This window comes from Clavibacter sp. GW821-FHT01D01 (genome assembly GCF_059422605.1).
Genome location: NZ_JBWKXC010000009.1, coordinates 14485 through 35880, shown reverse-complemented (window position 1 = coordinate 35880; position 21396 = coordinate 14485). Strand labels below are relative to the sequence as shown.

The 21396-nt window shown below is 75.1% G+C and carries 22 protein-coding genes; 10 read left to right on the top strand and 12 right to left on the bottom strand.

The features are described from left to right. Positions 1-3: 3 nt before the first annotated feature. The 5 genes from AC07VC_RS12370 to AC07VC_RS12350 form a co-directional block, all read right to left on the bottom strand. Positions 4-828, bottom strand: a complete 825-nt coding sequence (locus AC07VC_RS12370) for an RDD family protein (RefSeq protein ID WP_494675121.1) — start codon at positions 826-828, stop codon at positions 4-6. A 136-nt stretch (positions 829-964) separates the two neighbouring features. Further along, positions 965-1201 (bottom strand): hypothetical protein, encoded by a 237-nt coding sequence (locus AC07VC_RS12365; RefSeq protein WP_317229222.1) that lies wholly within the window; start codon positions 1199-1201, stop codon positions 965-967. A gap of 2 nt (positions 1202-1203) precedes the next feature. Next, on the bottom strand, positions 1204-1659 hold the full coding sequence (locus AC07VC_RS12360) for an SRPBCC family protein (RefSeq protein ID WP_094115078.1): 456 nt from the start codon (positions 1657-1659) through the stop codon (positions 1204-1206). Between the two features lie 162 nt (positions 1660-1821). Further along, positions 1822-2556, bottom strand: a complete 735-nt coding sequence (locus AC07VC_RS12355; protein WP_494675120.1) for an SGNH/GDSL hydrolase family protein — start codon at positions 2554-2556, stop codon at positions 1822-1824. Between the two features lie 44 nt (positions 2557-2600). Continuing rightward, positions 2601-3644 (bottom strand): peptidoglycan DD-metalloendopeptidase family protein, encoded by a 1044-nt coding sequence (locus tag AC07VC_RS12350; RefSeq protein ID WP_494675119.1) that lies wholly within the window; start codon positions 3642-3644, stop codon positions 2601-2603. Positions 3645-4154: 510 nt separating this feature from the next. Here AC07VC_RS12350 and AC07VC_RS12345 point away from each other — a divergent pair. The 4 genes from AC07VC_RS12345 (at position 4155) to AC07VC_RS12330 (ending at position 7429) form a co-directional block, all read left to right on the top strand. Continuing rightward, entirely contained in the window at positions 4155-4808 is a 654-nt protein-coding gene (locus AC07VC_RS12345; protein ID WP_494675118.1) for a DedA family protein, read from the top strand. Between the two features lie 61 nt (positions 4809-4869). Continuing rightward, the gene (locus AC07VC_RS12340) at positions 4870-6105 is read left to right on the top strand and encodes a benzoate/H(+) symporter BenE family transporter (protein ID WP_494675117.1); all 1236 of its coding nucleotides are present in this window, start codon (positions 4870-4872) and stop codon (positions 6103-6105) included. Then, positions 6102-6533, top strand: coding sequence for a hypothetical protein (locus AC07VC_RS12335; protein ID WP_494675116.1), 432 nt, complete (start codon positions 6102-6104; stop codon positions 6531-6533). The genes AC07VC_RS12340 and AC07VC_RS12335 overlap by 4 nt, the downstream gene beginning before the upstream one ends. Then, the gene (locus AC07VC_RS12330) at positions 6530-7429 is read left to right on the top strand and encodes an NAD-dependent epimerase/dehydratase family protein (protein WP_317230630.1); all 900 of its coding nucleotides are present in this window, start codon (positions 6530-6532) and stop codon (positions 7427-7429) included. Before AC07VC_RS12335 ends, AC07VC_RS12330 begins: the two co-directional genes overlap by 4 nt. A 252-nt stretch (positions 7430-7681) precedes the next feature. Here AC07VC_RS12330 and AC07VC_RS12325 read toward each other — a convergent pair whose 3' ends face one another. Further along, a complete protein-coding gene (locus AC07VC_RS12325) occupies positions 7682-8239 on the bottom strand; it encodes a DUF7010 family protein (protein ID WP_494675115.1) in 558 nt (185 codons plus the stop codon). Positions 8240-8370: 131 nt separating this feature from the next. Here AC07VC_RS12325 and AC07VC_RS12320 point away from each other — a divergent pair, with 131 nt between their 5' ends. Further along, positions 8371-8988: a hypothetical protein gene (locus AC07VC_RS12320; RefSeq protein WP_494675114.1), complete on the top strand. Its 618-nt coding sequence runs from the start codon at positions 8371-8373 to the stop codon at positions 8986-8988. 280 nt (positions 8989-9268) lie between these two features. On the opposite strand, the gene AC07VC_RS12315 is transcribed toward AC07VC_RS12320, so the two are convergent. Further along, positions 9269-9568, bottom strand: a complete 300-nt coding sequence (locus AC07VC_RS12315) for a hypothetical protein (RefSeq protein ID WP_494675113.1) — start codon at positions 9566-9568, stop codon at positions 9269-9271. 318 nt (positions 9569-9886) lie between these two features. Here AC07VC_RS12315 and AC07VC_RS12310 point away from each other — a divergent pair, with 318 nt between their 5' ends. Beyond that, a complete protein-coding gene (locus tag AC07VC_RS12310) occupies positions 9887-10876 on the top strand; it encodes an EamA family transporter (protein ID WP_494675112.1) in 990 nt (329 codons plus the stop codon). Positions 10877-10960: 84 nt separating this feature from the next. On the opposite strand, the gene AC07VC_RS12305 is transcribed toward AC07VC_RS12310, so the two are convergent. From AC07VC_RS12305 to ddaH, 4 genes are all read right to left on the bottom strand, one after another. Next, positions 10961-11449, bottom strand: coding sequence for a hypothetical protein (locus tag AC07VC_RS12305; RefSeq protein WP_494675111.1), 489 nt, complete (start codon positions 11447-11449; stop codon positions 10961-10963). 216 nt (positions 11450-11665) lie between these two features. Continuing rightward, positions 11666-12082 carry a hypothetical protein gene (locus AC07VC_RS12300; RefSeq protein ID WP_494675110.1) on the bottom strand — a complete coding sequence of 139 codons (417 nt, stop codon included), beginning with the start codon at positions 12080-12082 and terminating at the stop codon, positions 11666-11668. A gap of 191 nt (positions 12083-12273) precedes the next feature. Beyond that, entirely contained in the window at positions 12274-13518 is a 1245-nt protein-coding gene (rocD, locus tag AC07VC_RS12295; RefSeq protein ID WP_494675109.1) for an ornithine--oxo-acid transaminase, read from the bottom strand. A gap of 20 nt (positions 13519-13538) precedes the next feature. Beyond that, the gene (gene ddaH, locus AC07VC_RS12290; RefSeq protein WP_494675108.1) at positions 13539-14381 is read right to left on the bottom strand and encodes a dimethylargininase; all 843 of its coding nucleotides are present in this window, start codon (positions 14379-14381) and stop codon (positions 13539-13541) included. A 183-nt stretch (positions 14382-14564) separates the two neighbouring features. On the opposite strand from ddaH, the gene AC07VC_RS12285 reads away from it, so the two are divergent. Beyond that, the gene (locus tag AC07VC_RS12285) at positions 14565-15002 is read left to right on the top strand and encodes an Lrp/AsnC family transcriptional regulator (RefSeq protein ID WP_011931848.1); all 438 of its coding nucleotides are present in this window, start codon (positions 14565-14567) and stop codon (positions 15000-15002) included. Positions 15003-15026: 24 nt separating this feature from the next. On the opposite strand, the gene AC07VC_RS12280 is transcribed toward AC07VC_RS12285, so the two are convergent. Then, complete coding sequence (locus AC07VC_RS12280) at positions 15027-15398, bottom strand: hypothetical protein (protein WP_317231021.1); 372 nt, start codon at positions 15396-15398, stop codon at positions 15027-15029. Positions 15399-15520: 122 nt separating this feature from the next. Here AC07VC_RS12280 and AC07VC_RS12275 point away from each other — a divergent pair, with 122 nt between their 5' ends. From AC07VC_RS12275 to AC07VC_RS12265, 3 genes are all read left to right on the top strand, one after another. Then, positions 15521-15913, top strand: a complete 393-nt coding sequence (locus AC07VC_RS12275) for a GntR family transcriptional regulator (RefSeq protein ID WP_494675107.1) — start codon at positions 15521-15523, stop codon at positions 15911-15913. 156 nt (positions 15914-16069) lie between these two features. Next, positions 16070-20077, top strand: coding sequence for a Pls/PosA family non-ribosomal peptide synthetase (locus tag AC07VC_RS12270; RefSeq protein ID WP_494675106.1), 4008 nt, complete (start codon positions 16070-16072; stop codon positions 20075-20077). Next, positions 20074-21387 carry a M1 family metallopeptidase gene (locus AC07VC_RS12265; protein ID WP_494675105.1) on the top strand — a complete coding sequence of 438 codons (1314 nt, stop codon included), beginning with the start codon at positions 20074-20076 and terminating at the stop codon, positions 21385-21387. The genes AC07VC_RS12270 and AC07VC_RS12265 overlap by 4 nt, the downstream gene beginning before the upstream one ends. The last annotated feature ends 9 nt before the right edge of the window (positions 21388-21396 follow it).

The following is a 21396-nucleotide window of genomic DNA, read 5'->3' as shown; positions in this document are numbered from 1 at the left end:
GCGTCAGGAGGAGGGGTAGGGCTCCGTGCGCCGCGCGAGGACGACGTCGTCGGCGGCGAGGTCGTGCCAGCCGCGGAGGAGGTGGCGGGAGTCCCAGCCGACCGACGCGTACGGCAGCCACACCGTGAAGAGGGAGCCGATGGCGAACGCGTTCTGCACCACGCCGCGGAGCAGCGCGCGGCCGAAGCCGAGCATCCCGGGCTGCGAGAAGCGCTGGACGCGGATGCCGACCATCGCCTTGCCGGGCGTGGTGCCCTTCCAGCCGAGCCACCAGGTGGCGATGAGGAGGTACGAGACGAGGCTGAGGAACGTGGCGAGGACGGCCCCGCCCGCGTAGGTGTCCATGAGGTCCTCGGCGGCCTCGCCGAACAGCTGCTGGTCGACGATCCGCTGCTGCGCGATCCCCTGCAGCGGGATGATGAACGCGCCCGCGGAGAGCGCGCCGACGAAGCCGAAGACCACCTGGTCGAGGATCCGGCCGGCCGCGCGTCGCCCCACTCCCGCGAGACGCCAGGACGGGTCGATGTGCGGTGGCAGGGGGCGCTGGGCCGACGGGAGCAGCATCATCCCGTAGCCGGGCGGCGGGACGGCTCCCGGGTACGCGGCGGCCGGGTAGCCGGCGCCGGGGTACGCGGCCGGCGGGTACCCGGCGTCGGGGTAGGCGGCGGGGTACGCCCCGGGGTAGGCGGCCGGCGCGGCCGGTGCGGCCGGCGCCGGTGAGTACGCGGGCGGCGCGTCCTCGACCGCGGCGCCCTCCCGCGCGTGGTCCCGCGCGTCGTCCCGCCCCTGGTCGAGGTCCCGCTGCCCGTCGTCGTGCCTGTCGCTCATCGCGTCTCCCCTGGTCCCGCGCCCCCGCGGCGCGCGTCCAGATTATCCAGCGGGTGGGGGATCGAGGCGCCCGGACGCCAGGAGGGCCTGGCACCCGCATGGGTGCCGGGCCCTCCCGGTGATGATGACGTCGGCGTCAGCCCTGGATCTCCCCACGGGAGACGGCCTCGGCGTACTTGCGGAGGTCCGGTCCCGGCTCGAAGTCGATGAACCGGTCCTTCAGCTGCTCGAAGAGCCGCTGGTAGACGGTCTCCCAGTCCTGGCCCTCGAGCTCCCTGGCCGCCGTCTGCACGGCCTCCTGGAGCACGCGGTCGCTGTCCGTGAGGATCTTGTCGCGCGCCTCCTGGTTCCAGCGGATGTCGTCCGTCTGCATGATCAGGCCTGGACGTCGCCGCGCCAGGCGCCGTCCTCGGTGCCGCGCTTCTCGATGAACTCCTTGAAGTTCTTCAGGTCCGCCTTGATGACGTGGTCGTCCACGCCGATCGCCGCGCCCACCTTCTCGACGAGGCCCTTGGCCTCCCAGTCCAGCTGGACGGTGACGCGGGTCTCGGTGTCGCTCAGCTTGTGGAACGTGACGACGCCGGCGTGGTCCTCGTCGCCGCCCGTGGAGTTCCAGGCGACGCGCTCGTCGGGGTGCTGCTCCGTGATGTTGGCCTCGAACGTGCGCTCGACGCCGCCGATCTTGACCTTCCACTCGGTGAGCGTGTCGGTGACCTGCGTGATCGACTCGACGTAGCTGAGGAAGTTCGGGAACGACTCGAACTGGGTCCACTGGTTGTACGCGGTGCTGACGGGGACGTTGACGTCGACGGTCTCGATTACCTGGGGCATTGCTTCTCCTCGTGCGTTCTCGGTGCTGGGGTCGGATCCGCGTTCGATCCGAGAGCCCGGGCCCCGGTGTGGACACCGGGACGGGCACGCGTCCGACGCTACGCCGGGGCCCCCTCCCGTATCCCGCACCCGAGGAATGCACAGGGAACGTTCAACCGCCGGTCATCCCTCGGGGCTCGGGACCGGTCCGAGCATCCGCTGGACGAACGCGCGCGACCACGACGCGTAGACGCGGGAGGCCTGCGCGGAGTCGGGATCGCCGAGGTCGATGACGCTCTCGCGGGGGAACGGCACGGAGAGGGCGTCGGCGCGCGAGGCGACGATCTCCCCCGTCACGCGGTTGAGCAGGCGCGCGTGCCGGGCCGCCACGGCCCGCCACGGGGCGGGGATGCCGACGCTCTCCCGCAGGGGCGGGACCTCGGGGACGAGCACGCGCGCGCCCTCGGGCAAACCCTGGCACAGGTCGTCGATGGCGGAGCAGAGCAGCCGGCGCCAGGTGCGCTGCGGCGTCAACCGGATGCTGTCGCCGACGCCCACCATCAGCAGCACGACGTCGACGCCCGCCAGCAGGGCGCGGTCGCGGACCGTGCCGGCGGCCGTGTGGATCGTGAGGTCGGCGAAGGGGCGCGTGGTCCACTCGACGCCGCGGCCCGTGCGCCGCGCGAGCTGGCGCGAGAAGTGCCCCGCCATGCCGAGCTCGTGCGAGAGCACGCCGAACCCGACGGCCGTCGCCTCGCCGATGACGAGGACGCGCTGCGGGGACTCGCCGGGGACGAAGCCGGATCCCGCGTCGCGGGGGAAGACGGTGCTCCGGAGGCCGGCGCGGAGCGCCCGGTACTGCACGAAGATCGCGGGCCGGAGCACGGCCTGCGCGACACGTCGGATGCGTCCCGTCATGATCCGCACCCCCCGGCTCGTCGACGCGCCCAGCGTACCCGCGCTCAGACGCCGCGGGCGCGGAGGAACGGCATGGGCGAGGTGGCGACGCCGCCCTGCCGGATCTCGAAGTGCAGGTGGCAGCCGGTGGACAGGCCCGCGCTGCCGACGGCGCCGATCTGCTGGCCGGCCTGGACCGTCTGCCCGGTGCGCACCATGACGCCGTAGGAGTACATGTGGCCGTAGACGCTCGTGACGCCGCCCCCGTGGTTCAGGGTGATCGCGTTGCCGAAGCCGCTGGATCCGCCCGCGAACTGCACGGTGCCGGACGCCGTGGCGTAGATGGGCGTGCCGCAGCCGGCGCCGAAGTCGTCGCCCGCGTGGAGGCGCCAGTAGCCGAGGATCGGGTGCAGGCGCATGCCGTACGACTGGTACGAGCCGTAGCTGCGGATGGGCATGGTCCAGCCGGATGCGGACGGCTGGCCGCCCGAGGACGGCGGACGGGGCGCGTTGGCCGGCGGACGCGCGGCGGCGTTCGCGGCGGCGGCGGCAGCGGCGGCAGCGGCACGGGCATCGGCCTGGCGGCGCGCCTCCGCGGCCGCCTCCTCCTGCCGCTTCCGCTCGCCGATGGCGTACCCCTCCTCGACGGAGATGCGGGAGTCGCGCAGGGTGGTGAGCTGCGCCTGCAGCTCGGAGCTGCGGGCCTGCTGCTCGGCGAGGGCCTGATCGGCGCGGGCCTGCGCGGCCGACGCCTCCTGGAGCTTCGCCTCGGCGTCGGCGGCCAGGACGGCGAGCGCGTCCTTGGCGACGGAGGCCTGCTTGCCGAGCGACTCGGCGGTGCGGGCCGCCGTGACGGCGGCGGTGAACGCGGTGTCCTGGCGGTCGGCGAGCTTGGTGGCGGTGCCCATGCGGGACAGGAGCGCGTCGGCGTCCTCGCCGCCGCTCGTGAGCAGGCGGAGGGAGACGTCGCCGCCGCCCCCGCCGCTGCGGGCGAGCTGGGCGACGAGGCGGCCGACCTGGCGCTTGGCCTCGTCGGCATCGGCCTGGGCGCGCTCGGCCTTGGACTGCAGCGCCTGGAGCTCGCCGGTGGCCCGGTCGAGCTCGTCCACGGCAGCGGCGTGCTCGTCGGCGCGCTGGAGGGCCAGGGCGTTCGCGGCCTCGACCTCGGCGGCGAGCCCGGAGATGAGGGAGGTGATGCGCGTGACCTGCTCGGCGGTGGCCTGCTCGCTCGAGCGGGCGGCCTGAACCTCCGACCAGGTGGGGTACTCCTCCGCGGCCTGCGCGGACGGGACCCCGAGCCCCAGGAGGAGGCCGGATGCGGCGAGGGCGGCGGCCAGTCGGAGGCGCGGCGCGACGGTCGCCCGCGGGCGTCCGGGGACGCGGCGGGGGGTGCGAGCGGTGCGGGAGATGGCGGGCCTCGTCGAGGTCGGTGGAGCACGGATCCTCCGACGCTAACCGAAATCATCACGAACACCACCATCAACTTTCGTTTCAGTAGGTGAGGAAACCCGGTGGTTCGCAGTTTCCCGGACGTAGCCTGAGCGCGCGCTCCACCCGAGGCGCGCGGCTCCGGCCGCACCCGACAGTCGCCCCGGCGACCCGCACGGACGGCGGCACGCATGGGCATCGACCCGCAGGGCATCATCGAGGGCGCCGGCGTCTGGGGCCTCGTCGTCGTGTGCGCGATCGTCTTCGCGGAGAGCGGCCTGCTCGTGGGCTTCTTCCTGCCGGGCGACACGCTCCTCTTCTTCACGGGCGTCCTCACGTACACGGGCGCCATCGCCCTCCCCGTGCCGCTCGTGGTCCTCCTCGTGCTCGCCGCGGCGTTCCTCGGCGACCAGCTCGGCTTCGCGATCGGGAGGTCGGCGGGTCCGCGCGTCTTCGAGCGGAGGGACTCCGGGCTCTTCAGCCGTCGGAACGTGGATCGCACGCAGGGGTTCTTCGACCGCTTCGGCAGCTGGGCCGTGACGCTCGCGCGCTTCGTGCCCGTCGTCCGCACCTTCGCGCCGGTCGCCGCCGGGGTGGGCCGCATGCGCTACGGCCGGTTCGCGGCCTTCAACGCCGTCGGCGCGGCGGCCTGGACGGTGCTCGTGATCGGGCTCGGGTACGGCCTCGCGGGCATCCCCGGCGTGGCCGACGTGGTGGGTCGCTACATGGACGTCGTCCTCGTGGGGATCGCGGCGATCAGCGTCGGCGGCATCCTCCTCACGCTCCTCCGTCAGCGCCGCAGGGCCGCCGCGCACGGCGCCGACGGGCGCGGCACCGGCGCGTGAGAGCGTCGCGCCGACCCTAGGATCGGGCGGCAGGACGACCGGCGTCCGGTCGGGAGCGCGCATGACGGTCATCGAGGCGCCGGGCGGCCGTGCGCAGGCGCGCGGGGCGGGGATCGTGACCGCGGTCGTCGGGTTCGCCGGCACCTCCGCCGTGGTCCTCACGGGGCTCACGGCGGTCGGGGCGTCGCCCTCCGAGGCCGCGTCCGGGCTGCTGGCGCTGTGCGTCACGCAGGGGCTCGGCACCGTGCTGCTCGCCCACCGGTTCCGCCGTCCCATCACGCTGTCCTGGTCGACGCCGGGAGCGGCGCTCCTCATCGGCTCGGGCGCGGTCGAGGGCGGCTGGGCCGCGGCGGTGGGCGCGTTCCTCGTCTGCGGCATCCTCGTGCTCGCGACCGCGCTCTGGCCGCTGCTCGGCCGCCTCGTGCGCCTCATCCCGGCCAGCGTCGCCGCCGCGATGCTCGCCGGCGTGCTCCTCCCCCTCTGCGTCGCGACCGTGACGGCGGCGGTCGCGACGCCCCTCGTGGTGCTCCCCGTGGTGCTCGCGTGGCTCGCCGCCGCCCGCTGGGCGCCGCGCTGGGCGGCCCCGACGGCGCTGGCCGCCGCTCTCGTGGTGGTCGGCGTCTCGCTGGCCGTCGCGGGGCCCGCGCCCGGGTCGACGCTCGACCTCGCGCACCTCGTGCCGCGGATCGAGCTGACCGCGCCCGTGTTCACGGTGGCGTCGGCCGTCGCGCTCGGCGTGCCGCTGTTCGTCGTCACCATGGCGTCGCAGAACCTGCCGGGCGTCGCGGTGCTCGCGAGCTTCGGCTACGAGACGCCATGGCGCGCCGCGATGGCGACGACGGCCGCCGCGACCCTCGTGAGCGCGCCGCTCGGCGGCCACGCCGTGAACCTCGCCGCGCTGTCCGCCGCGCTGTCGGCGGCGCCCTCCGCGCATCCGGATCCGGACGAGCGGTGGCGCGCGGCCAGCACGGCCGGGTGGACGAACCTCGTGCTCGGGCTCGCGTCGGCGGCGCTGGCCACGGTCATCGTGGCCGGTCCCGCCGGCGTCGTCGCGGCCGCCGCCGGGCTCGCGCTCGCCCCGTCGCTCGCGTCGAGCCTCGCGTCGGCGGTGCGGGATCCGGGCGCCCACCTGCCCGCCATCGCGACCTTCGTCGTCGCGGCGTCCGGGATCACCGTCGGCGGCCTGGGCGCGGCGTTCTGCGCGCTGGTCGCGGGCGTGCTGGTGCACCTCGCCCTCCGACCGCGCCGGGCACCGCGTGCCAGACTCGATCGACACGAGGAGCGAGACCCCGCATGAGCCACGACCCCACCTCCCCCGCACCCCGGACGGATGCCGCCGAGCCCGGAGCGGATGCCGCCGCGGCGCCCCGCGACACCGAGCTGCAGAGCACCACCTGGACGCTGGTGCTCGCCCTGAGCGCCGAGCAGGTATCGGGCGACGGCACCACGTCCGCCCGCCTGGCCGAGGCGCACGCCGCCTTCGAGCGGCTGCTGCCCGCCGACCACGTCGTCGTCCGCTGGACGCGCGCGGTCGGCCGCGAGCTGACCGCCGAGGCCCGGCTCTGGACGCGATGGGAGCTGTTCACGCCCACGGTCGCGACGCCGCTGAAGCTCTGGTCGGAGGGCTACGTCGACGAGACGTGGTTCGCGGAGCGCCTCGAGGACGACCCGTTCGTGCCCGTCGTCATGAAGGCGCCCGAGGGCCGGGCGGGGGTCGGGGCGTGAAGGTCCTCGTCACCGGATCTCGCGGCAAGGTCGGCCGCGCGGCCGTCGAGGCGCTCGTCGCCGCCGGGCACGACGTCACGGGGGTCGACCTCGTGCGTCCCGTCTTCGACGCGGGCGTCGTCGTCCCCGGCCGCTACGTGATGGCGGACCTCACCGACCAGGGCGCCGCGTTCGCGGTCGTCGCCGGGATGGACGCCGTCGTGCACGTCGCCGCGATCCCCCAGCCCACCGGCAACCCGGCCCACGTCGTGCTGCAGACGAACCTCATGTCGACGTTCCACCTGATCGAGGCGGCCGTCCGGCTCGGCGTCCCGCGCTTCGTCAACATCTCCAGCGAGAGCATCGTCGGCAACTTCTTCCCCGAGCGGCCGTTCCTCCCCGACTACGCGCCGGTCGACGAGGACCACCCGCTGCACCCGCAGGACCCGTACGCCCTGTCGAAGGCCTTCGGCGAGCAGCTGATGGACGCCGCCGTGCGCCGCTCCGACATCCGCGTCATCTCGCTGCGCCCGAGCACCGTGCACAACGACGACAACTACGCGACGAACCTCGGGCCGCAGGTGCGCGACGCGTCCGTGCTCACCGCGAACCTGTGGAGCTACATCGACGCGGACGACCTGGCCGACGCGATCGTCCTCTCGGTCGCCTCCGACCTGCCGGGCCACGAGGTCTTCTACATCGCCGCGGCCGACAACGCGGGCGGCCACGACTTCGCCGCCGAGCTGCGCCGCCACTACGGGGACGCCATCGAGCTCCGGTCGCTGGAGCGCGTCGACTCGTCCGGCATCTCGACCGCGAAGGCGCGCCGCCTCCTCGGCTGGGAGCCGACCCGCAGCTGGCGCGACCACCTCGACGCCGACGGGAACGCGCTGCCGGGGGTGGGCGCCGCGCGCTGATCGGCGAGCGGCCCTCACCGCAGCAGCGGCATCCGGACGGCTCCGGGCGCTCGGCGGCGAGCGCGCGGGCGAGCGTCGTCACCCCCTCCGCACGTGCACGTGGGCGACCAGCCCGGGTCTCCTCGGGGACGCCACGGACGCCCTCCCTGGGCTGTCGCGGATGCATCGTGACGAGCCGCTGGACGATCGGGATCCCGCGTCGCTGGGCCTGATCGACGATTCGGCGCGGTCGTCCCGGCGTCCGGCGGTGCCTCAGACCGGTCGGCGCGCGAAGAGGCCGAGGGCGTAGGCGAGCAGCATGCCGCCCATCGCGAGGCCCGCGATCACGGCGACGAGCTCGGCCGCGGCGGTGAGGAGCCCGACGGCGCCGAGCACGACGAGCATCGCTCCCAGCCAGGTGAACATGCGCTCGTGGAAGGCCCAGGCGAAGGGCAGGAAGTGCAGCCCGACCACGAGCACGATCAGCGCCGGGCGGAGCTCTCCACGGCCGGCGTCGACCAGCGCGTCCGTGCCCACCCGGATGAGGGCGAGCTCGCCCACGACGCAGAGCAGGTACACGCCGATCGCGACCCGAGACGGCGGCACGAACCGGCCCAGACCACGAGGTCGGACGAACAGCATGCCGAGCGTCGCCACGACGAGCACGACGACGAGGACCTGGACCGCCACGGCTGCCGCGTCATCCAGGCCGCCCGCGTACGAGAAGACGAACGTCGCGGCGCCGACGAGACCGGCCAGCGCCCCGATGCGCCGAGGGTCGACGAAGCGGGGAGGCGTCCCCGCGCGATCCGTGCGGGCGCCCTGTTCCATGGGGCGAGTGTAGGACCGGGCTCCCCGGGAGTGGGGTGCCGGGTGCCGGGTGCCGGGTGCCGGGTGCCGGGACATGGAAACCCCTCTACGCGGGTGGTGACGGCAGGGCACTGGGGCCGCATGCTGGGGTCATGGGGATCCGAGCCACGACCGTGTCGCTGCTCCTGGTCGGCGCCGCGCTCAGCGGCTGCGCCGCCGGTGCCGATGACGTCTCCGCGGGGACGGGGGCGACCTCGGCGACGCCTGCCCCGGTGGACGAGCTGACCGCGCGCACGTTCGTCATGGACACCGGCGACGGGGCCGAGCTCTGCCTGGGCGGCGTCGGCGAATCCCTCCCTCCGTCGTGCGGCGGGCCCGACGCCGTCGGGTGGGATTGGGCTGCGGTGGAGGACGAGGAGACCCTGTCGGGCAGCACCTGGGGCCACTACGAGGTGCACGGCACCTGGGACGGCACCGCCTTCACGCTCACCCGCACGCCCGTTTCGTACGACCCTCGAGCCGCATCGACGCCGCTCCCCGATCCCACACCGGGCGTCCCCGCGGACCCGGCGGCGATCGCCCGCGCGATGGAGGACCACTCGAGCGCCATGGGCACGCCCGGCGGGCCGCTCTGGCTCGGCGAGTACCAGGGTCGCGTGTCGGTCGGCGTCATCCACGACGACGGCACGCAGCAGGCGGCGGCGGATGCCGAGTACGGGGAGGACGTCGTCGAGATCCACTCGGCGCTCCGACCTGCGGAGGGCGACTGACCCGATCGCCACGACGACGCCGACCTCGTCGGACGCGGTGATCGTCGCGCGATCGCACGGGATCACCACGCGAACGCGGGCATCGTCGCCGTGCTCGCGCTGGAGGAGCTCCGCGCCTCGGATCCGGTCGCCGCCCTCCCCCACGGTGCGCGCTCCATGCCGGTCATCGCCGTCGACGCGTGACCGACGGCGCCGACGCAGCGACCGCGTCCACGTCCACGTCCGCCCGGGGAGCCGGACACGGACGATCCGCGAGACCGGGCGAGCAGGCCGATCGATCTCAGGGAGTCGACGCAGTGACGATCGTCACGGGCGCTTCGATGGCGATCCTCTCGCCGCTGTTCGAGCGCAGCGCGACGACAGCGGGGCCGACGGGCAGGTCCGAGGGGAGGTCGAAGGTCTCGTCGACCGTCGACCTCGCTCCTGTCGGCGTCGGGCGGCCGAGCAGCACCTCCTCTCCACTCGCGGACGGGATGATGAGGACGGTGACGTCCGATGCGGCTCGGCTCGTGCCTCCCGTGTCCTCGCACCTCTCCTCGATGAAGTCCGCGCTGACGTGGATGGCCCCTCCGGGATGCACGGAGGACTCATGGAGATCGAGCGTCGTGACAGCGCAGGATCCCGAGGCGGACATCCCGGCGGCGCAGCCGGTCACGCTGAAGGCGGCGGTGGCCGCGATGACGACCGTCATCAGACCTGGTCGCCGAGTCCGCCTCATGCGAGCCAGTGAAGCACCGCGGACCGCTGCGCGCACCATGCGCGCATCGATCGTCATGGCACGACGCCCGACAGCCGACACCAGGCCGGCCGGCGCTGACCGGCCGGCGCTGACCGCCCGGCGCTGACCGCCCGGCGCCGCCCGTCGTCGGCCGCGCCCCCGCGTCGGTACGCTCACCAGGTGAGCAGCGCCGGGGATCCCATCGACCCGGGCGCCGCGCACCCCGGGTCCGCCGCCGGCACCACCCCGGGTGGCATCGAGGCCGCGGTCGCCGACGCCACGCCCGCCCCCGCATCGGGCACCTCCACGACCGCGGTGGGCGCCGCGCTCCAGGTCGGGACGATCGTGAGCGTCAGCCTGGGGTCATCGCTCGCCGGGCTCGTGATCCCCGTCGTCGGCGCCGTGATCGTCGTCGCCGCGCGCCAGGTGATGATGGCGGCGCTCGTGCTGCCCGTCGTACGGCCGCGGATCCTCCGCATGACCCGCGCGCAGCTCTTGCCCGCGGTGCTGCTCGGCCTGTCGCTGTCCCTCATGAACCTCTCGTACTACGCGGCCGTCGACCGGCTCGGCCTCGGGATCGCAGCGACCATCGAGTTCCTCGGGCCGCTCTCCATCGCGCTGATGGCCGCCCGCCGCCTCCTCGACGCCGTGTGCGCGCTCGTGGCGGCGGTGGGCGTGGTCGTGCTCACCGGCCTCGAGGGGCGGATCGACCCGTTCGGGCTGGTCTGCGCGGTCACCGCCGCGGTGTCCTGGGCGGCGTACATCGTCTGCACCCGCCGGGTCGCGGAGCGCCTGCCCGGTCTCGAGGGGATCGCCGTGGCGAGCCTCGTGAGCGTGGTCGCGCTGGGCCCCTGGGCGCTCGCCACGCTCGACGTGACCGCGCTCGACTGGCGCGTGGTCGGCCTCCTCGCCGCCATCGGCCTGCTGTCGTCGGCGGTGCCGTACTCGCTCGACACCGTGATCCTCCGCCGCATCACGCCGCGCCTGTTCGCCGTGCTCACGAGCCTCAGCCCCGTGGTCGCCGCCGTCCTCGGCGTGATCGTGCTGCAGGAGACGCTGACGCCCGTCCAGCTGGGGGCGATCGTGGTCGTCTGCACGGCGGCCGGCGTCGCCATCGCGACCCGCGCTCCGGCGGCTCCGGCTGCTCCCGCGGCTCCGACTGCTCCGTGACGCGCACAGCCCCCGCCGCCGGTCCAGGACCGGGAGCGGGGGCTGTCTCCGCGTCGAGCGCGGCTTCGGGGCGTCGCCGGAGGATCAGCCGACGCGGTGCACGCGCGGGTCCTTCGCGCCGTAGCCCGGAGCGTGGTACGGCCGGTCGTACGCCCACCGCTGCCCGTTGTAGACGGTGAAGGGCGAGGGAGCGAAGTTGGCGCCCGTGATCCTGCTGGTGCAGTCGTTCACGAAGGTGATGGTCGCGCCGTAGGCCTTGCTCCTGTTGGTGATGGGCACCTTCCACGTCAGCTTGTTGTGGCCGGGCCATCTCACGCCCTGGCACGTCGTGACGCCGGTCGCCCTCGACGTGACGAGGGCGCCGCCGACGTCGCCCGTCTCGTCGCTGATGTAGAGGTCGATGGAGCCCGTGCGGAGCGGGACCGCGGCGCTCACCTCGCCCGAGCCGTGGACCCCGGCCGCCTGCGCCGGCGATGCGGCCGCCATGGAGGCGAGGGAGAGGAGGACGGCGCCGACGGCGAGCGCGGTGCGCCGGCGCCAGCGCTTCGCGGAGGATGCGGGGGTGGGGGACATGGGGACCTTCCGAGTCGGGACAGCAGGGTGCACATCCGTGCAGGTGACCTGAACGATAGGACTCGCGGGTCCAGAGAGGATCCTGTCGTCCACAGCCGTCCGAGCGGTGCGGCCTCGCTGACGGCGTCAGCACCGGGCAGGTGCTCCGCACGGCGACGGCCCCCGCTCCCCAGCCCGAGGAGGGCGGGGAGCGGGGGCCGTCGCGGACGGGTCCGGTCAGCCCCGCGAACGGTGCGAGCCCGTGATGTTGGTGAGGTAGGTCTGTCCCGCCGACGCGACCACGAAGGGATGGTCGACCGACCTCATCTTCGCGAACGAGGCCGAGCAGCTGTTGACGACGCCGAACTGGATGCTCGTGACGCCGGAGGGGATGGGGACGGCGTTCCAGCCCGTCCTCGCCGGGATGCAGGTCACCTCCTGGCCCGCGACCCGGATGATGCCGGTGTAGCCCAGCGAGGGGGCGATGTAGACGTCGATCCCGTTCCAGTGACCGGGGTGGAAGGACGCCTCGGGCGCCGCCTGGGCGGGCGACGCCACGACGACGGAGGACAGGGCGAGGAGGGCGGCTCCCGCCACCAGGGTGACGCGACGGAGACGGCGGCGGGCGCCGGTGCGGGGCAGGGCGGATGACATGGGGACCTTCCTGATGGGGGACCGGCACGATCGTGACGGACGCGGAGAGCGTAGGAGCGCCCCGTCACCTCCGGCGGCGTCGCTGCACAGGCGCCGGGAGGCGGCGCGGCCGCGCCGATCCCGATGCCGCCCCCTCCCCGCTCCCCGCCCCGGCACCCGAGGCGCCGCTGCCGTGCGGACCGGGAGCGGCCTCAGCGAGCCGCGAGCTCCGCGAGCACCTCGGCGAGCTGGCCGACGGCCCAGACGAGGTCCTCCTCCTCCACCACGATGGGCGGCGCGAGGCGGATCGTCGAGCCGTGGGTGTCCTTCGCGAGCACCCCGCGGTCCGCGAGCCGCTCGCACACGTCGCGGCCCGTGGCGAGCGCCGGGTCGATGTCGATGCCCGCCCACAGCCCCCGGCCGCGCACCTCGAGCACGCCGTGCCCGACGAGGTCCGCGAGCCGGGCGTGCAGCACGGCCCCGAGCCGGCGGGCCCGCTCCTGCGGCTCGCCCGTGGCCAGCATGTCGACGACCGCGTGGCCCACGGCCGCGGCCAGCGGGTTGCCGCCGAAGGTGGATCCGTGCTGCCCCGGCTGGATGACGCCCAGCACGTCCGCGTCGCCGACGACCGCGGAGACGGGCACGATGCCGCCGCCGAGCGCCTTGCCGAGGAGGTAGAGGTCCGGGACGACGCCCGCGTTGTCGCACTCGAAGGTCGCGCCGGTGCGTCCGAGGCCCGACTGGATCTCGTCGGCGATGAACAGCACGCGCTCTCGCGTGCAGATCCGCCGGACGTCCGGGAGGAACGACGCGGGCGGCACGACGATGCCCGCCTCGCCCTGGATCGGCTCCACGAGCACGGCGACGGTGTCCTCGTCGATCGCGGCCTCGAGCGCCGCCGCGTCCCCGTAGGGCACGGTGACGAAGCCGGGCGTGAACGGCCCGAAGTCGGCGCGCGCCTCCTCGTCGTCGCTGAAGCTCACGATGGTGGTCGTGCGGCCGTGGAAGTTGCCGGCCATGACGACGATCCTGGCGCGGCCCGCGGCCACGCCCTTGACGCGGTAGCCCCAGGCGCGGGCGACCTTGATGCCGGACTCGACGGCCTCGGCGCCGGTGTTCATCGGCAGGACCATGTCCTTGCCGGCGAGAGCGGCGAGCGCCGTGACGAACGGGCCCAGCCGGTCGTTGTGGAACGCGCGGCTCGTGAGCGTGATGCGCCCGAGCTGCTCGGTCGCCGCCCGGACGAGGTCCGGGTGGGAGTGGCCGAAGTTCACGGCCGAGTAGGCGGCGAGGCAGTCCAGCAGGCGCCGGCCGTCGAGGTCGGTGACCCACGCACCCTGGCCGGACGTGACCACGACGGGCAGCGGGTGGTAGTTGTGCGCGGCGTGCGCCTCCTCGGCGTGGATCGCGCGGGATCCCGCGTCGGACGCGGCGGGGCGGTCGATGGTGTCGGTCATGTCCTCATCCGTCCCGGTCGTCACGGCCGCAGCTCGAGCGTGCAGCACTTCACGCCGCCGCCGCCGAGCAGCAGCTCGGACAGGTCGACGCCGATGGGGTCGTAGCCGCGCTCCCGCAGCGACGCCGCGAAGCCGACCGCCTTCTCGGCGATCACGACGTGGTAGCCGTCGCTGTAGGAGTTGAGGCCGAGGATCGACGCGTCGGTCGCGCTGACCTCGACGGCGTCGGGGTAGCGGCGCTCGATCTCGTCGAGGCTGGCCGAGTCGAAGGCGCTCGGCAGGTAGGCGATGTTCTCGTCGTCGAGCACCGCGATGGCGGTGTCCAGGTGGTAGAACGACGGGTCCACCAGACGCAGGGTCACGACCTCGCGGTCGAAGATCCGGGCCACCTCGGCGTGGCTGGTGCTGTCGCTGCGGAAGCCCGTGCCCGCGAGGATCGTGTCGCCGACGAGGAGGATGTCCCCCTCGCCCTCGTTGACCTGCTCGGGCACGCGCACGTCGAAGCCGGCCTCGCGGAACCAGTCCATGTAGGCCGGGCCCTCGGGCTGGCGCTCCGGGTGCTGGAAGCTCGCGCCGTACGCGATGCCGTCGAGGGTGAAGCCGCCGTTGGCGGCGTAGACCATGTCCGGGAGGCCCGCGATGCCGTCGATGAGGTCGACCTGGAACCCGAGGCCGACGTAGGTGTCGTGCAGGGTCTGCCACTGGCGCACGGCGAGCGAGGTGTCCGTCGGGACGGCCGGGTCCATCCAGGGGTTGATCCGGTAGACCACGTCGAAGTGGTCGGGGCGGCACATGAGCACGCGGCGGGCGGTCGGCGTGCGGCCGGTCCCGGTCGGGGTCTCGCGGGAGAGGGTGGAGGGCATGGTGCTCCTGCTTCGTGCGGCGCGCCTCGCGGCGCGGTCGTGGAGGCGGACGATGTCCCAGAGCCCCGAGGGGACGCCTTCCGGACAGCCTGGCAGGCGCATCACGCCGGTTCGAGGGATCCCCGCGCGGATTCCGCGCGTCAGGGCCCCGTCCGGCGCACGATCCCGCCGTAGGCTCGCGGCATGGACAACCTGGACCACCGGATCATCGACCTCCTCCGCCAGAACGGCCGTGCCGGGTACGGCGACATCGGCGGGACGGTGGGCCTCTCGGCCAGCGCGGTGAAGCGGCGGGTCGACCGCCTGGTGGCCGACGGCGTGATCCGCGGCTTCACGATCCAGGTGGACCCGGCCGTCGACGGCCTGAGCACCGAGGCCTACGTGGAGCTGTTCTGCCGCGGGACGGTCGCGCCCGACGAGCTGCGCCGGATCCTGCAGGGCGTCCCCGAGGTGGTCGACGCGGGCACCGTGACGGGCGACGCGGACGCGATCGTCCGCATCCGCTCCCGCGACATCCCGAGCCTCGAGGACGCGCTCGAGAAGGTGCGCCTCGCCCCGAACGTCGACCACACCCGGAGCGCCATCGTGCTGTCGCGGCTGGTGAACCGGACGCTGGAGTAGCGTGCGGCGTCGCCCTGCCGCCGGCTACGCGAAGAGCGCGACCAGGATCACGACGAAGATGACCACGAAGAGCGCCGGGAGGGCGTAGCGCACGAGGTTCGTGAGGCCCTCGGCGGCGATGATCGTGCGGGCCGCGTGCGAGGTCGCGCCGGAGTCGCGGAGGTCGCGCGAGATGGCGATGGCCTGCGAGGTGATGGAGAACTGGATCGCGGCGCCCATCGCGCCCGTCGCCAGCAGGATGAGGGCGGCCGCGAGGCGCGTTCCGAGATCGGCGTCGGCGAGGCCGGTGCGGAGCAGCACCACGGTGGAGGTCAGCAGGAAGACGGGGCCCAGCTGGCTCGTGATGAGCTGCTTGCGGGCGCGGGACCACATGGTCATCAGCTCGAGCTCGGACATTCGGGGCCTCCCATCGGCGGCCGGTGCGCGCCGCGCTCCCATCCTCCCCTGCCGACGCCGTCCCGTGCGCGCGCCGCGCATGTCGCGCCGTCCGGCGGGAGGCCGGTGGATAGCCTCGGCGCATGGACCCCGAGCCCGGCTACCGCATCGACCCGGGATCCGCGACCCCGCCCTACGAGCAGCTCCGCGCGGAGATCGCGCGCCGAGCCGCGGACGGCGAGCTGACCGTGGGCGCGCGGCTGCCCACCGTGCGGGCGCTCGCGGAGCGGACCGGGGTCGCCGTCAACACCGTCGCCCGCGCGTACCGGGAGCTCGAGGGGGACGGGGTGATCGAGACGCGCGGGCGCGCCGGCTCGTTCGTCGCCGCCCAGGACGACGTGCCCGCGGCGCTCCGGACGGCAGCGGTCGCGTACGCCGGCCTCGCCGGGCGGCTGGGCGTCCCCGCGGCGGAGGCGCGGCGCCTGGTCGACGAGGCGCTCGCCGCCGGGCGACCCGCCGGTCGGCCCGCCGGCTGATCCGCCGACCGCCCTCCCGCGGACACGCCGCCCTCCCGCGGACACGCCGCCCTCCCGCGGAGCCGCCGCTCGACGACGCCGGGTCGCCGCGCGTCCACCTCCCGTTCACCCGGAGGCCCGACAGTACGGACGCCGCCCCCGCCGAACGGAGACCCCATGCCCGACCCGTCCTCGGAGGCGGCGACGCCGCAGGTCGGCGCCGTGCAGCGGGCGCTCGACCGGGCCGACGCGGTGACGCCCGCGCGCACGCTCGTCGACGTCCTCCGCGCCACGGTCGCCGCGCACCCCGACGCGTCCGCCATCGAGGACGCCGACGGCGCCCTCAGCTACCGCGAGCTCATGGCGCGCGTCGTGCAGGTCGCCGCCTCGCTGCGGGCGGCGGGCGTGACCACGGGCGACCGGGTCGGGATCCGCATGCCGTCCGGATCCCGCGACCTCTACGTCACCGTGCTCGGCGTGCTCGCGGCGGGCGCCGCCTACGTGCCCGTGGACGCCGACGACCCCGAGGAGCGCGCCCGTCTCGTGTTCGGCGAGGCGCGCGTCGCGGGCGTCGTGACGGGCACGGGCGAGTTCACGCCCCGCGTCCCGGATGCGGCGGACGCCGCCCGGCCCGCCGCGGCCCTCCGCGTGCTGCCGACCGCCGCCGCGCACGCCTCCACGTCCGCGCTGCCGCTCGTCGCGCCGCCCGCCCCGGAGGACGACGCGTGGATCATCTTCACCTCCGGGTCCACCGGCACCCCCAAGGGCGTCGCCGTCACCCACCGCTCGGCCGCCGCGTTCGTCGACGCCGAGGCGCGCCTGTTCCTGCGGGACGAGCCGATCGGCCCGGGCGACCGCGTGCTCGCCGGCCTCTCGGTCGCGTTCGACGCCAGCTGCGAGGAGATGTGGCTCGCGTGGCGCCACGGCGCGTGCCTGGTGCCGGCCCCCCGGAGCCTCGTGCGGAGCGGCATGGACCTCGGGCCGTGGCTCATCACGCACGGCGTCACCGTCGTGTCCACCGTGCCGACCCTCGCCGCGCTGTGGCCCGCGGCGTCGCTCGAGAACGTGCGCCTGCTCATCTTCGGCGGCGAGGCCTGCCCGCCGGAGCTCGCCGAGCGCCTCGCCACCGACGGGCGCGAGGTCTGGAACACCTACGGCCCGACCGAGGCCACCGTCGTCGCGTGCGCCGCGCCGCTCGGTGGGGCGGGTCCCGTGCGCATCGGCCTGCCGCTCGACGGCTGGACGCTCGCCGTCGTCGACGCGGACGGCGCCCGCGTGCCCGAGGGCGGGGTGGGCGAGCTGATCATCGGCGGCGTCGGGCTCGCGCGGTACCTGGATCCCGCGAAGGACGCGGAGAAGTACGCCCCCTTCCCCGCGCTCGGCTGGGACCGCGCCTACCGCTCGGGCGACCTGGTGCGCTTCGAGGAGGCGGGCCTCGTCTTCCAGGGGCGCGCCGACGACCAGGTGAAGGTCGGCGGCCGCCGCATCGAGCTGGGCGAGATCGAGGCGGCGCTGCAGGCGCTCGACGACGTGCAGGGCGCCGCGGTCGCCGTGCGCACCACGGGCGCGGGCAACCCGGTGCTCGTCGGCTACGTCGTGCCGCGCGACGCGGCGGCCTTCTCCCGCGAGGACGCGGTGCGACGCCTCCGCGCCGCACTCCCGGCCGCGCTCGTGCCGCTCCTCGGCGTCGTCGACGCGCTCCCCACGCGCACGTCCGGCAAGGTCGACCGCGCCGCCCTCCCCTGGCCGCTGCCCGGGGCGACGGGCGACGAGGGCGCCGGCCTCGACGCCGAGCTGCGGCCGCTCGCGGAGATGTGGTCCGCGGCGCTGGGCACGCCCGTGGCGAGCGCCGACGCGGACTTCTTCGACCTGGGCGGCGGATCGCTCTCGGCGGCGCTCCTCGTGGCGCGGATCCGCACCCTCGACCCCGAGTTCACCGTCGCCGACGTCTACGCCCACCCCCGCCTCGGCGCGATGCAGGCGGCCATCGCCGGACGCGCGCCGCGGGCCGAGCGCACCCGGCCGCGCGTGGACGTGCGGCCCACGCCGCGACGCGCGCAGTGGATCCAGACTCTCCTCGGCGTGCCGCTCCTCGCGCTCCAGAGCCTCCGCTGGCTCGCGCTCCTGCTCACGGGCTCCGCCCTGCTGCGCCCGCTGGGCGGCTTCGACGCGCTGCCCGAGGTCCCGTGGTGGCTGCTCGCGCCCGGGCTCCTCGTGTTCGCGACGCCGTTCGGCCGCATGGCGATCGCCGCGGCCGCCGCCCGCCTCCTCCTCCGCGGCCTCCCGCCCGGCGACCACCCGCGCGGCGGCCGCTGGCACCTGCGGATCTGGCTGGCCGAGCAGGTCGCGCAGCAGATCGGCGCGGTCGGGCTCGCGGGCGCGCCGTGGATCGCCTACTACGCGCGGGCGCTCGGCGCGCGCATCGCCGACGACGTCGACCTGCACACGCTGCCGCCCGTCACGGGCATGCTCCGCATCGGCCGCGGCGCCTCCGTCGAGCCCGAGGTCGACCTGTCGGGGTACTGGATCGACGGCGACACCGTGCGCGTCGGCGCGATCCGCATCGGCGCGGGATCGACCGTCGGCACGCGGTCGACGCTCCTGCCCGGCACCCGCATCGGCAAGGGCGCGGAGATCGCCCCCGGGTCCGCCGTCTTCGGGCGCGTGCCGGCGGGCCAGCGCTGGGCCGGCTCCCCCGCGGCGCGCGAGGGCCGGGCCCGCGTCTGGTGGCCCGCGCACCGGCCGCCGCGGAACACGCGCTGGGTCGCGGCGTACGGCGCCGCCTCGGTGGCGACCGCGCTCGTGCCGGTGGTCGGCTTCGCGGCGGGCGGCGGGATCCTCGCCGCCGCGATCCGCGGATCCGCCGACCTCGCGGACGTCGGGTGGCGCGGCCTCGGGGCGCTCGTGACCGCCGTGCTCGTCACCGGCCTGGTGCTGGCGCTCCTGGTCGTCGCCGCGGTGCGCCTCCTCGGCCTCGGCGTGACCGAGGGCGTGCACGCCGTGCGCAGCCGCGTCGGCTGGCAGCTGTGGTCGACCGAGCGCCTCCTCGACCTCGCGCGGACCCTGCTGTTCCCCCTCTACGCCGGCCTCTTCACGCCCGTCTGGCTGCGGCTCCTCGGCGCCCGCGTCGGTCGCGACGTCGAGGCCTCGACCGTGCTGCTCATCCCCGCGATGACCACGATCCGCGACGGCGCCTTCCTCGCCGACGACACCCTCGTGGCCGGCTACGAGCTCGGCGGCGGGTGGATGCGCGTCGCCCGCGCCGAGATCGGCCAGCGCGCGTTCCTCGGCAACTCGGGCATGGCGGGCCCCGGCCACCGGGTGCCGAAGGACGGACTCGTCGCCGTGCTCTCGGCCGCGCCCACCAAGTCGAAGGCCGGATCCTCCTGGCTCGGCTCCCCGCCCGTCCGACTCCGGCGCACGGTCGCCGCCGCCGACGACTCGCGCACGTTCCGGCCGCCGACGCGGCTGCGCGTCGCCCGCATCCTGTGGGAGCTGCTGCGCGTCGTGCCCGTCATCGTGACGTGCGCGATCGGCTGGGCCGTGCTCGTGACGCTGGCCGCGCTGACGGCGGCGTGGGGCCCGCTCGTCGCGTTCCTGCTCGGCGGCGTCGTGCTGCTGGCGGCCGGCGCGGTCGCGGCGGGCGTCTCGACCGCGGCCAAGTGGATCCTCATCGGCCGCGTCCGCGCGGCGGAGCACCCGCTGTGGTCGTCGTTCGTGTGGCGCAGCGAGGTGTCCGACGTGTTCACCGAGATGGTCGCCGCGCCGTGGTTCGCGTCGTCCGCCGCCGGCACGCCCGCGCTCGTCTGGTGGCTGCGCAGCCTCGGCGCGCGCATCGGGCCCGGGGTCTGGTGCGACTCGCACTGGCTGCCGGAGGCGGACCTCGTGACGCTCGGCCGTGCATCCACGATCAACCGCGGGTGCGTCGTGCAGACGCATCTGTTCCATGATCGGATCATGAGCATGGACACCGTCACCCTCGACGCCGGTGCGACCCTCGGGCCGCACAGCGTCATCCTCCCCGCGGCGCGCATCGCCCGCGAGGCGACCGTCGGCCCCGCGAGCCTCGTGATGCGCGGGGAGCTGGTGCCCGAGGCGAGCCGCTGGAGCGGCAACCCGATCGGCCCGTGGCGCGAGGTGACGCTCGGCCGGTACCTGCCCGCCGCGTCCGCCGGTCGCCGGTGAGGGCCGCGGCAGGCCCGTCGTCCGGCGACGACTACACCCCCGAGGTCGGATCCGCGGCGTACGCGGTCGAGCGCTACGACCTCGACCTCGACTACCGCGTCGCCCGCAACCGGCTGAAGGCGCGCGCCGTCATCACGGCCGTGGCCCGCGAGCCGCTCCCCCGGTTCGAGCTCGACCTCACGGGCCTCCGCGCGGGCGACGTGCGCGTCGACGGCCGCCGCGAGACCCGGCACGTCCAGCGCGGCGGGCGCCTCGTCGTCACCCCCGCCGAGCCCATCGCCGCGGGCGCGTCCTTCACGGTCGACGTCGCCTACTCCGGCGAGCCCGGGCCGCGCCGCACCGTCTGGGGCGACCTCGGCTGGGAGGAGCTCGGCGACGGCGTCCTCGTCGCGTCGCAGCCGAGCGGCGCGTCCACCTGGTTCCCCTGCAACGACCGGCCGGACGACCGGGCCGCGTTCCGGATCCGCGTCGCCTGCGAGGTCGACTACTCCGTCATCGCGAGCGGCCGGCTCCTCTCCCGCGTCGAGCGCTCCGGCCGCGCCACCTGGACGTACGCGCAGGACGCGCCGACCGCGCCCTACCTCGCGACCGTGCAGATCGGCCGGTACGCCGAGCGGCGGGTGCCCGCCGGATCCACCGAGGCGGTCTACGCGTACCCGAAGCCGCGCGAGGCGCGCGTGCTGCAGGACCTCGCGGAGGTGCCGCGCATGATGGCGTTCTTCGAGACGCTCTTCGGGCCGTACCCGTTCGACGAGTACCGGGTCGTGGTCACCGACGACGAGCTCGAGATCCCGCTGGAGGCGCAGGCCATGGCCGTGCTCGGCTCGAACCACGCCGACGGCACGGGCGCGTCGGAGCGGCTCGTCGCCCACGAGCTCGCGCACCAGTGGTTCGGCAACGCCGTCGGCCTCGCCGCCTGGCGGCACATATGGCTCAACGAGGGCTTCGCCTGCTACGCGGAGTGGCTGTGGTCGGAGGAGTCCGGCGGTCCCTCGGCCGACCAGCTGGCCCGCCAGCACCATGCGCGCCTCGAGCGCGACGGCACGCAGGTCGGCATCGGGGACCCCGGGCCCGAGTCGATGTTCGACGACGTCGTCTACAAGCGCGGCGCCCTCGCGGTGCACGCGCTGCGGCTGACGCTCGGCGAGACGGGCTGGCGGGATCTGATGCGCCGCTGGACGGATCCGGCCTGGACGGCGCCGCGCACCACCGCCGACCTCGTGGGCGCGGCCGGCGACGCGGGCGCCCTGCTCCGAGCGTGGCTGGCGGACGGGCCGCTGCCGGCGCTGCCGCGGGTGGGGCGGCGCTGACGCACGTCA

Coding starts and splice junctions, on each gene's coding strand:
- AC07VC_RS12370 (WP_494675121.1), bottom strand. CDS start 828: ATGAGCGACAGGCACGACGACGGGCAGCGGGACCTCGACCAGGGGCGG.
- AC07VC_RS12365 (WP_317229222.1), bottom strand. CDS start 1,201: ATGCAGACGGACGACATCCGCTGGAACCAGGAGGCGCGCGACAAGATC.
- AC07VC_RS12360 (WP_094115078.1), bottom strand. CDS start 1,659: ATGCCCCAGGTAATCGAGACCGTCGACGTCAACGTCCCCGTCAGCACC.
- AC07VC_RS12355 (WP_494675120.1), bottom strand. CDS start 2,556: ATGACGGGACGCATCCGACGTGTCGCGCAGGCCGTGCTCCGGCCCGCG.
- AC07VC_RS12345 (WP_494675118.1), top strand. CDS start 4,155: ATGGGCATCGACCCGCAGGGCATCATCGAGGGCGCCGGCGTCTGGGGC.
- AC07VC_RS12340 (WP_494675117.1), top strand. CDS start 4,870: ATGACGGTCATCGAGGCGCCGGGCGGCCGTGCGCAGGCGCGCGGGGCG.
- AC07VC_RS12335 (WP_494675116.1), top strand. CDS start 6,102: ATGAGCCACGACCCCACCTCCCCCGCACCCCGGACGGATGCCGCCGAG.
- AC07VC_RS12325 (WP_494675115.1), bottom strand. CDS start 8,239: ATGGAACAGGGCGCCCGCACGGATCGCGCGGGGACGCCTCCCCGCTTC.
- AC07VC_RS12320 (WP_494675114.1), top strand. CDS start 8,371: ATGGGGATCCGAGCCACGACCGTGTCGCTGCTCCTGGTCGGCGCCGCG.
- AC07VC_RS12305 (WP_494675111.1), bottom strand. CDS start 11,449: ATGTCCCCCACCCCCGCATCCTCCGCGAAGCGCTGGCGCCGGCGCACC.
- AC07VC_RS12300 (WP_494675110.1), bottom strand. CDS start 12,082: ATGTCATCCGCCCTGCCCCGCACCGGCGCCCGCCGCCGTCTCCGTCGC.
- rocD (WP_494675109.1), bottom strand. CDS start 13,518: ATGACCGACACCATCGACCGCCCCGCCGCGTCCGACGCGGGATCCCGC.
- ddaH (WP_494675108.1), bottom strand. CDS start 14,381: ATGCCCTCCACCCTCTCCCGCGAGACCCCGACCGGGACCGGCCGCACG.
- AC07VC_RS12285 (WP_011931848.1), top strand. CDS start 14,565: ATGGACAACCTGGACCACCGGATCATCGACCTCCTCCGCCAGAACGGC.
- AC07VC_RS12280 (WP_317231021.1), bottom strand. CDS start 15,398: ATGTCCGAGCTCGAGCTGATGACCATGTGGTCCCGCGCCCGCAAGCAG.
- AC07VC_RS12275 (WP_494675107.1), top strand. CDS start 15,521: ATGGACCCCGAGCCCGGCTACCGCATCGACCCGGGATCCGCGACCCCG.
- AC07VC_RS12270 (WP_494675106.1), top strand. CDS start 16,070: ATGCCCGACCCGTCCTCGGAGGCGGCGACGCCGCAGGTCGGCGCCGTG.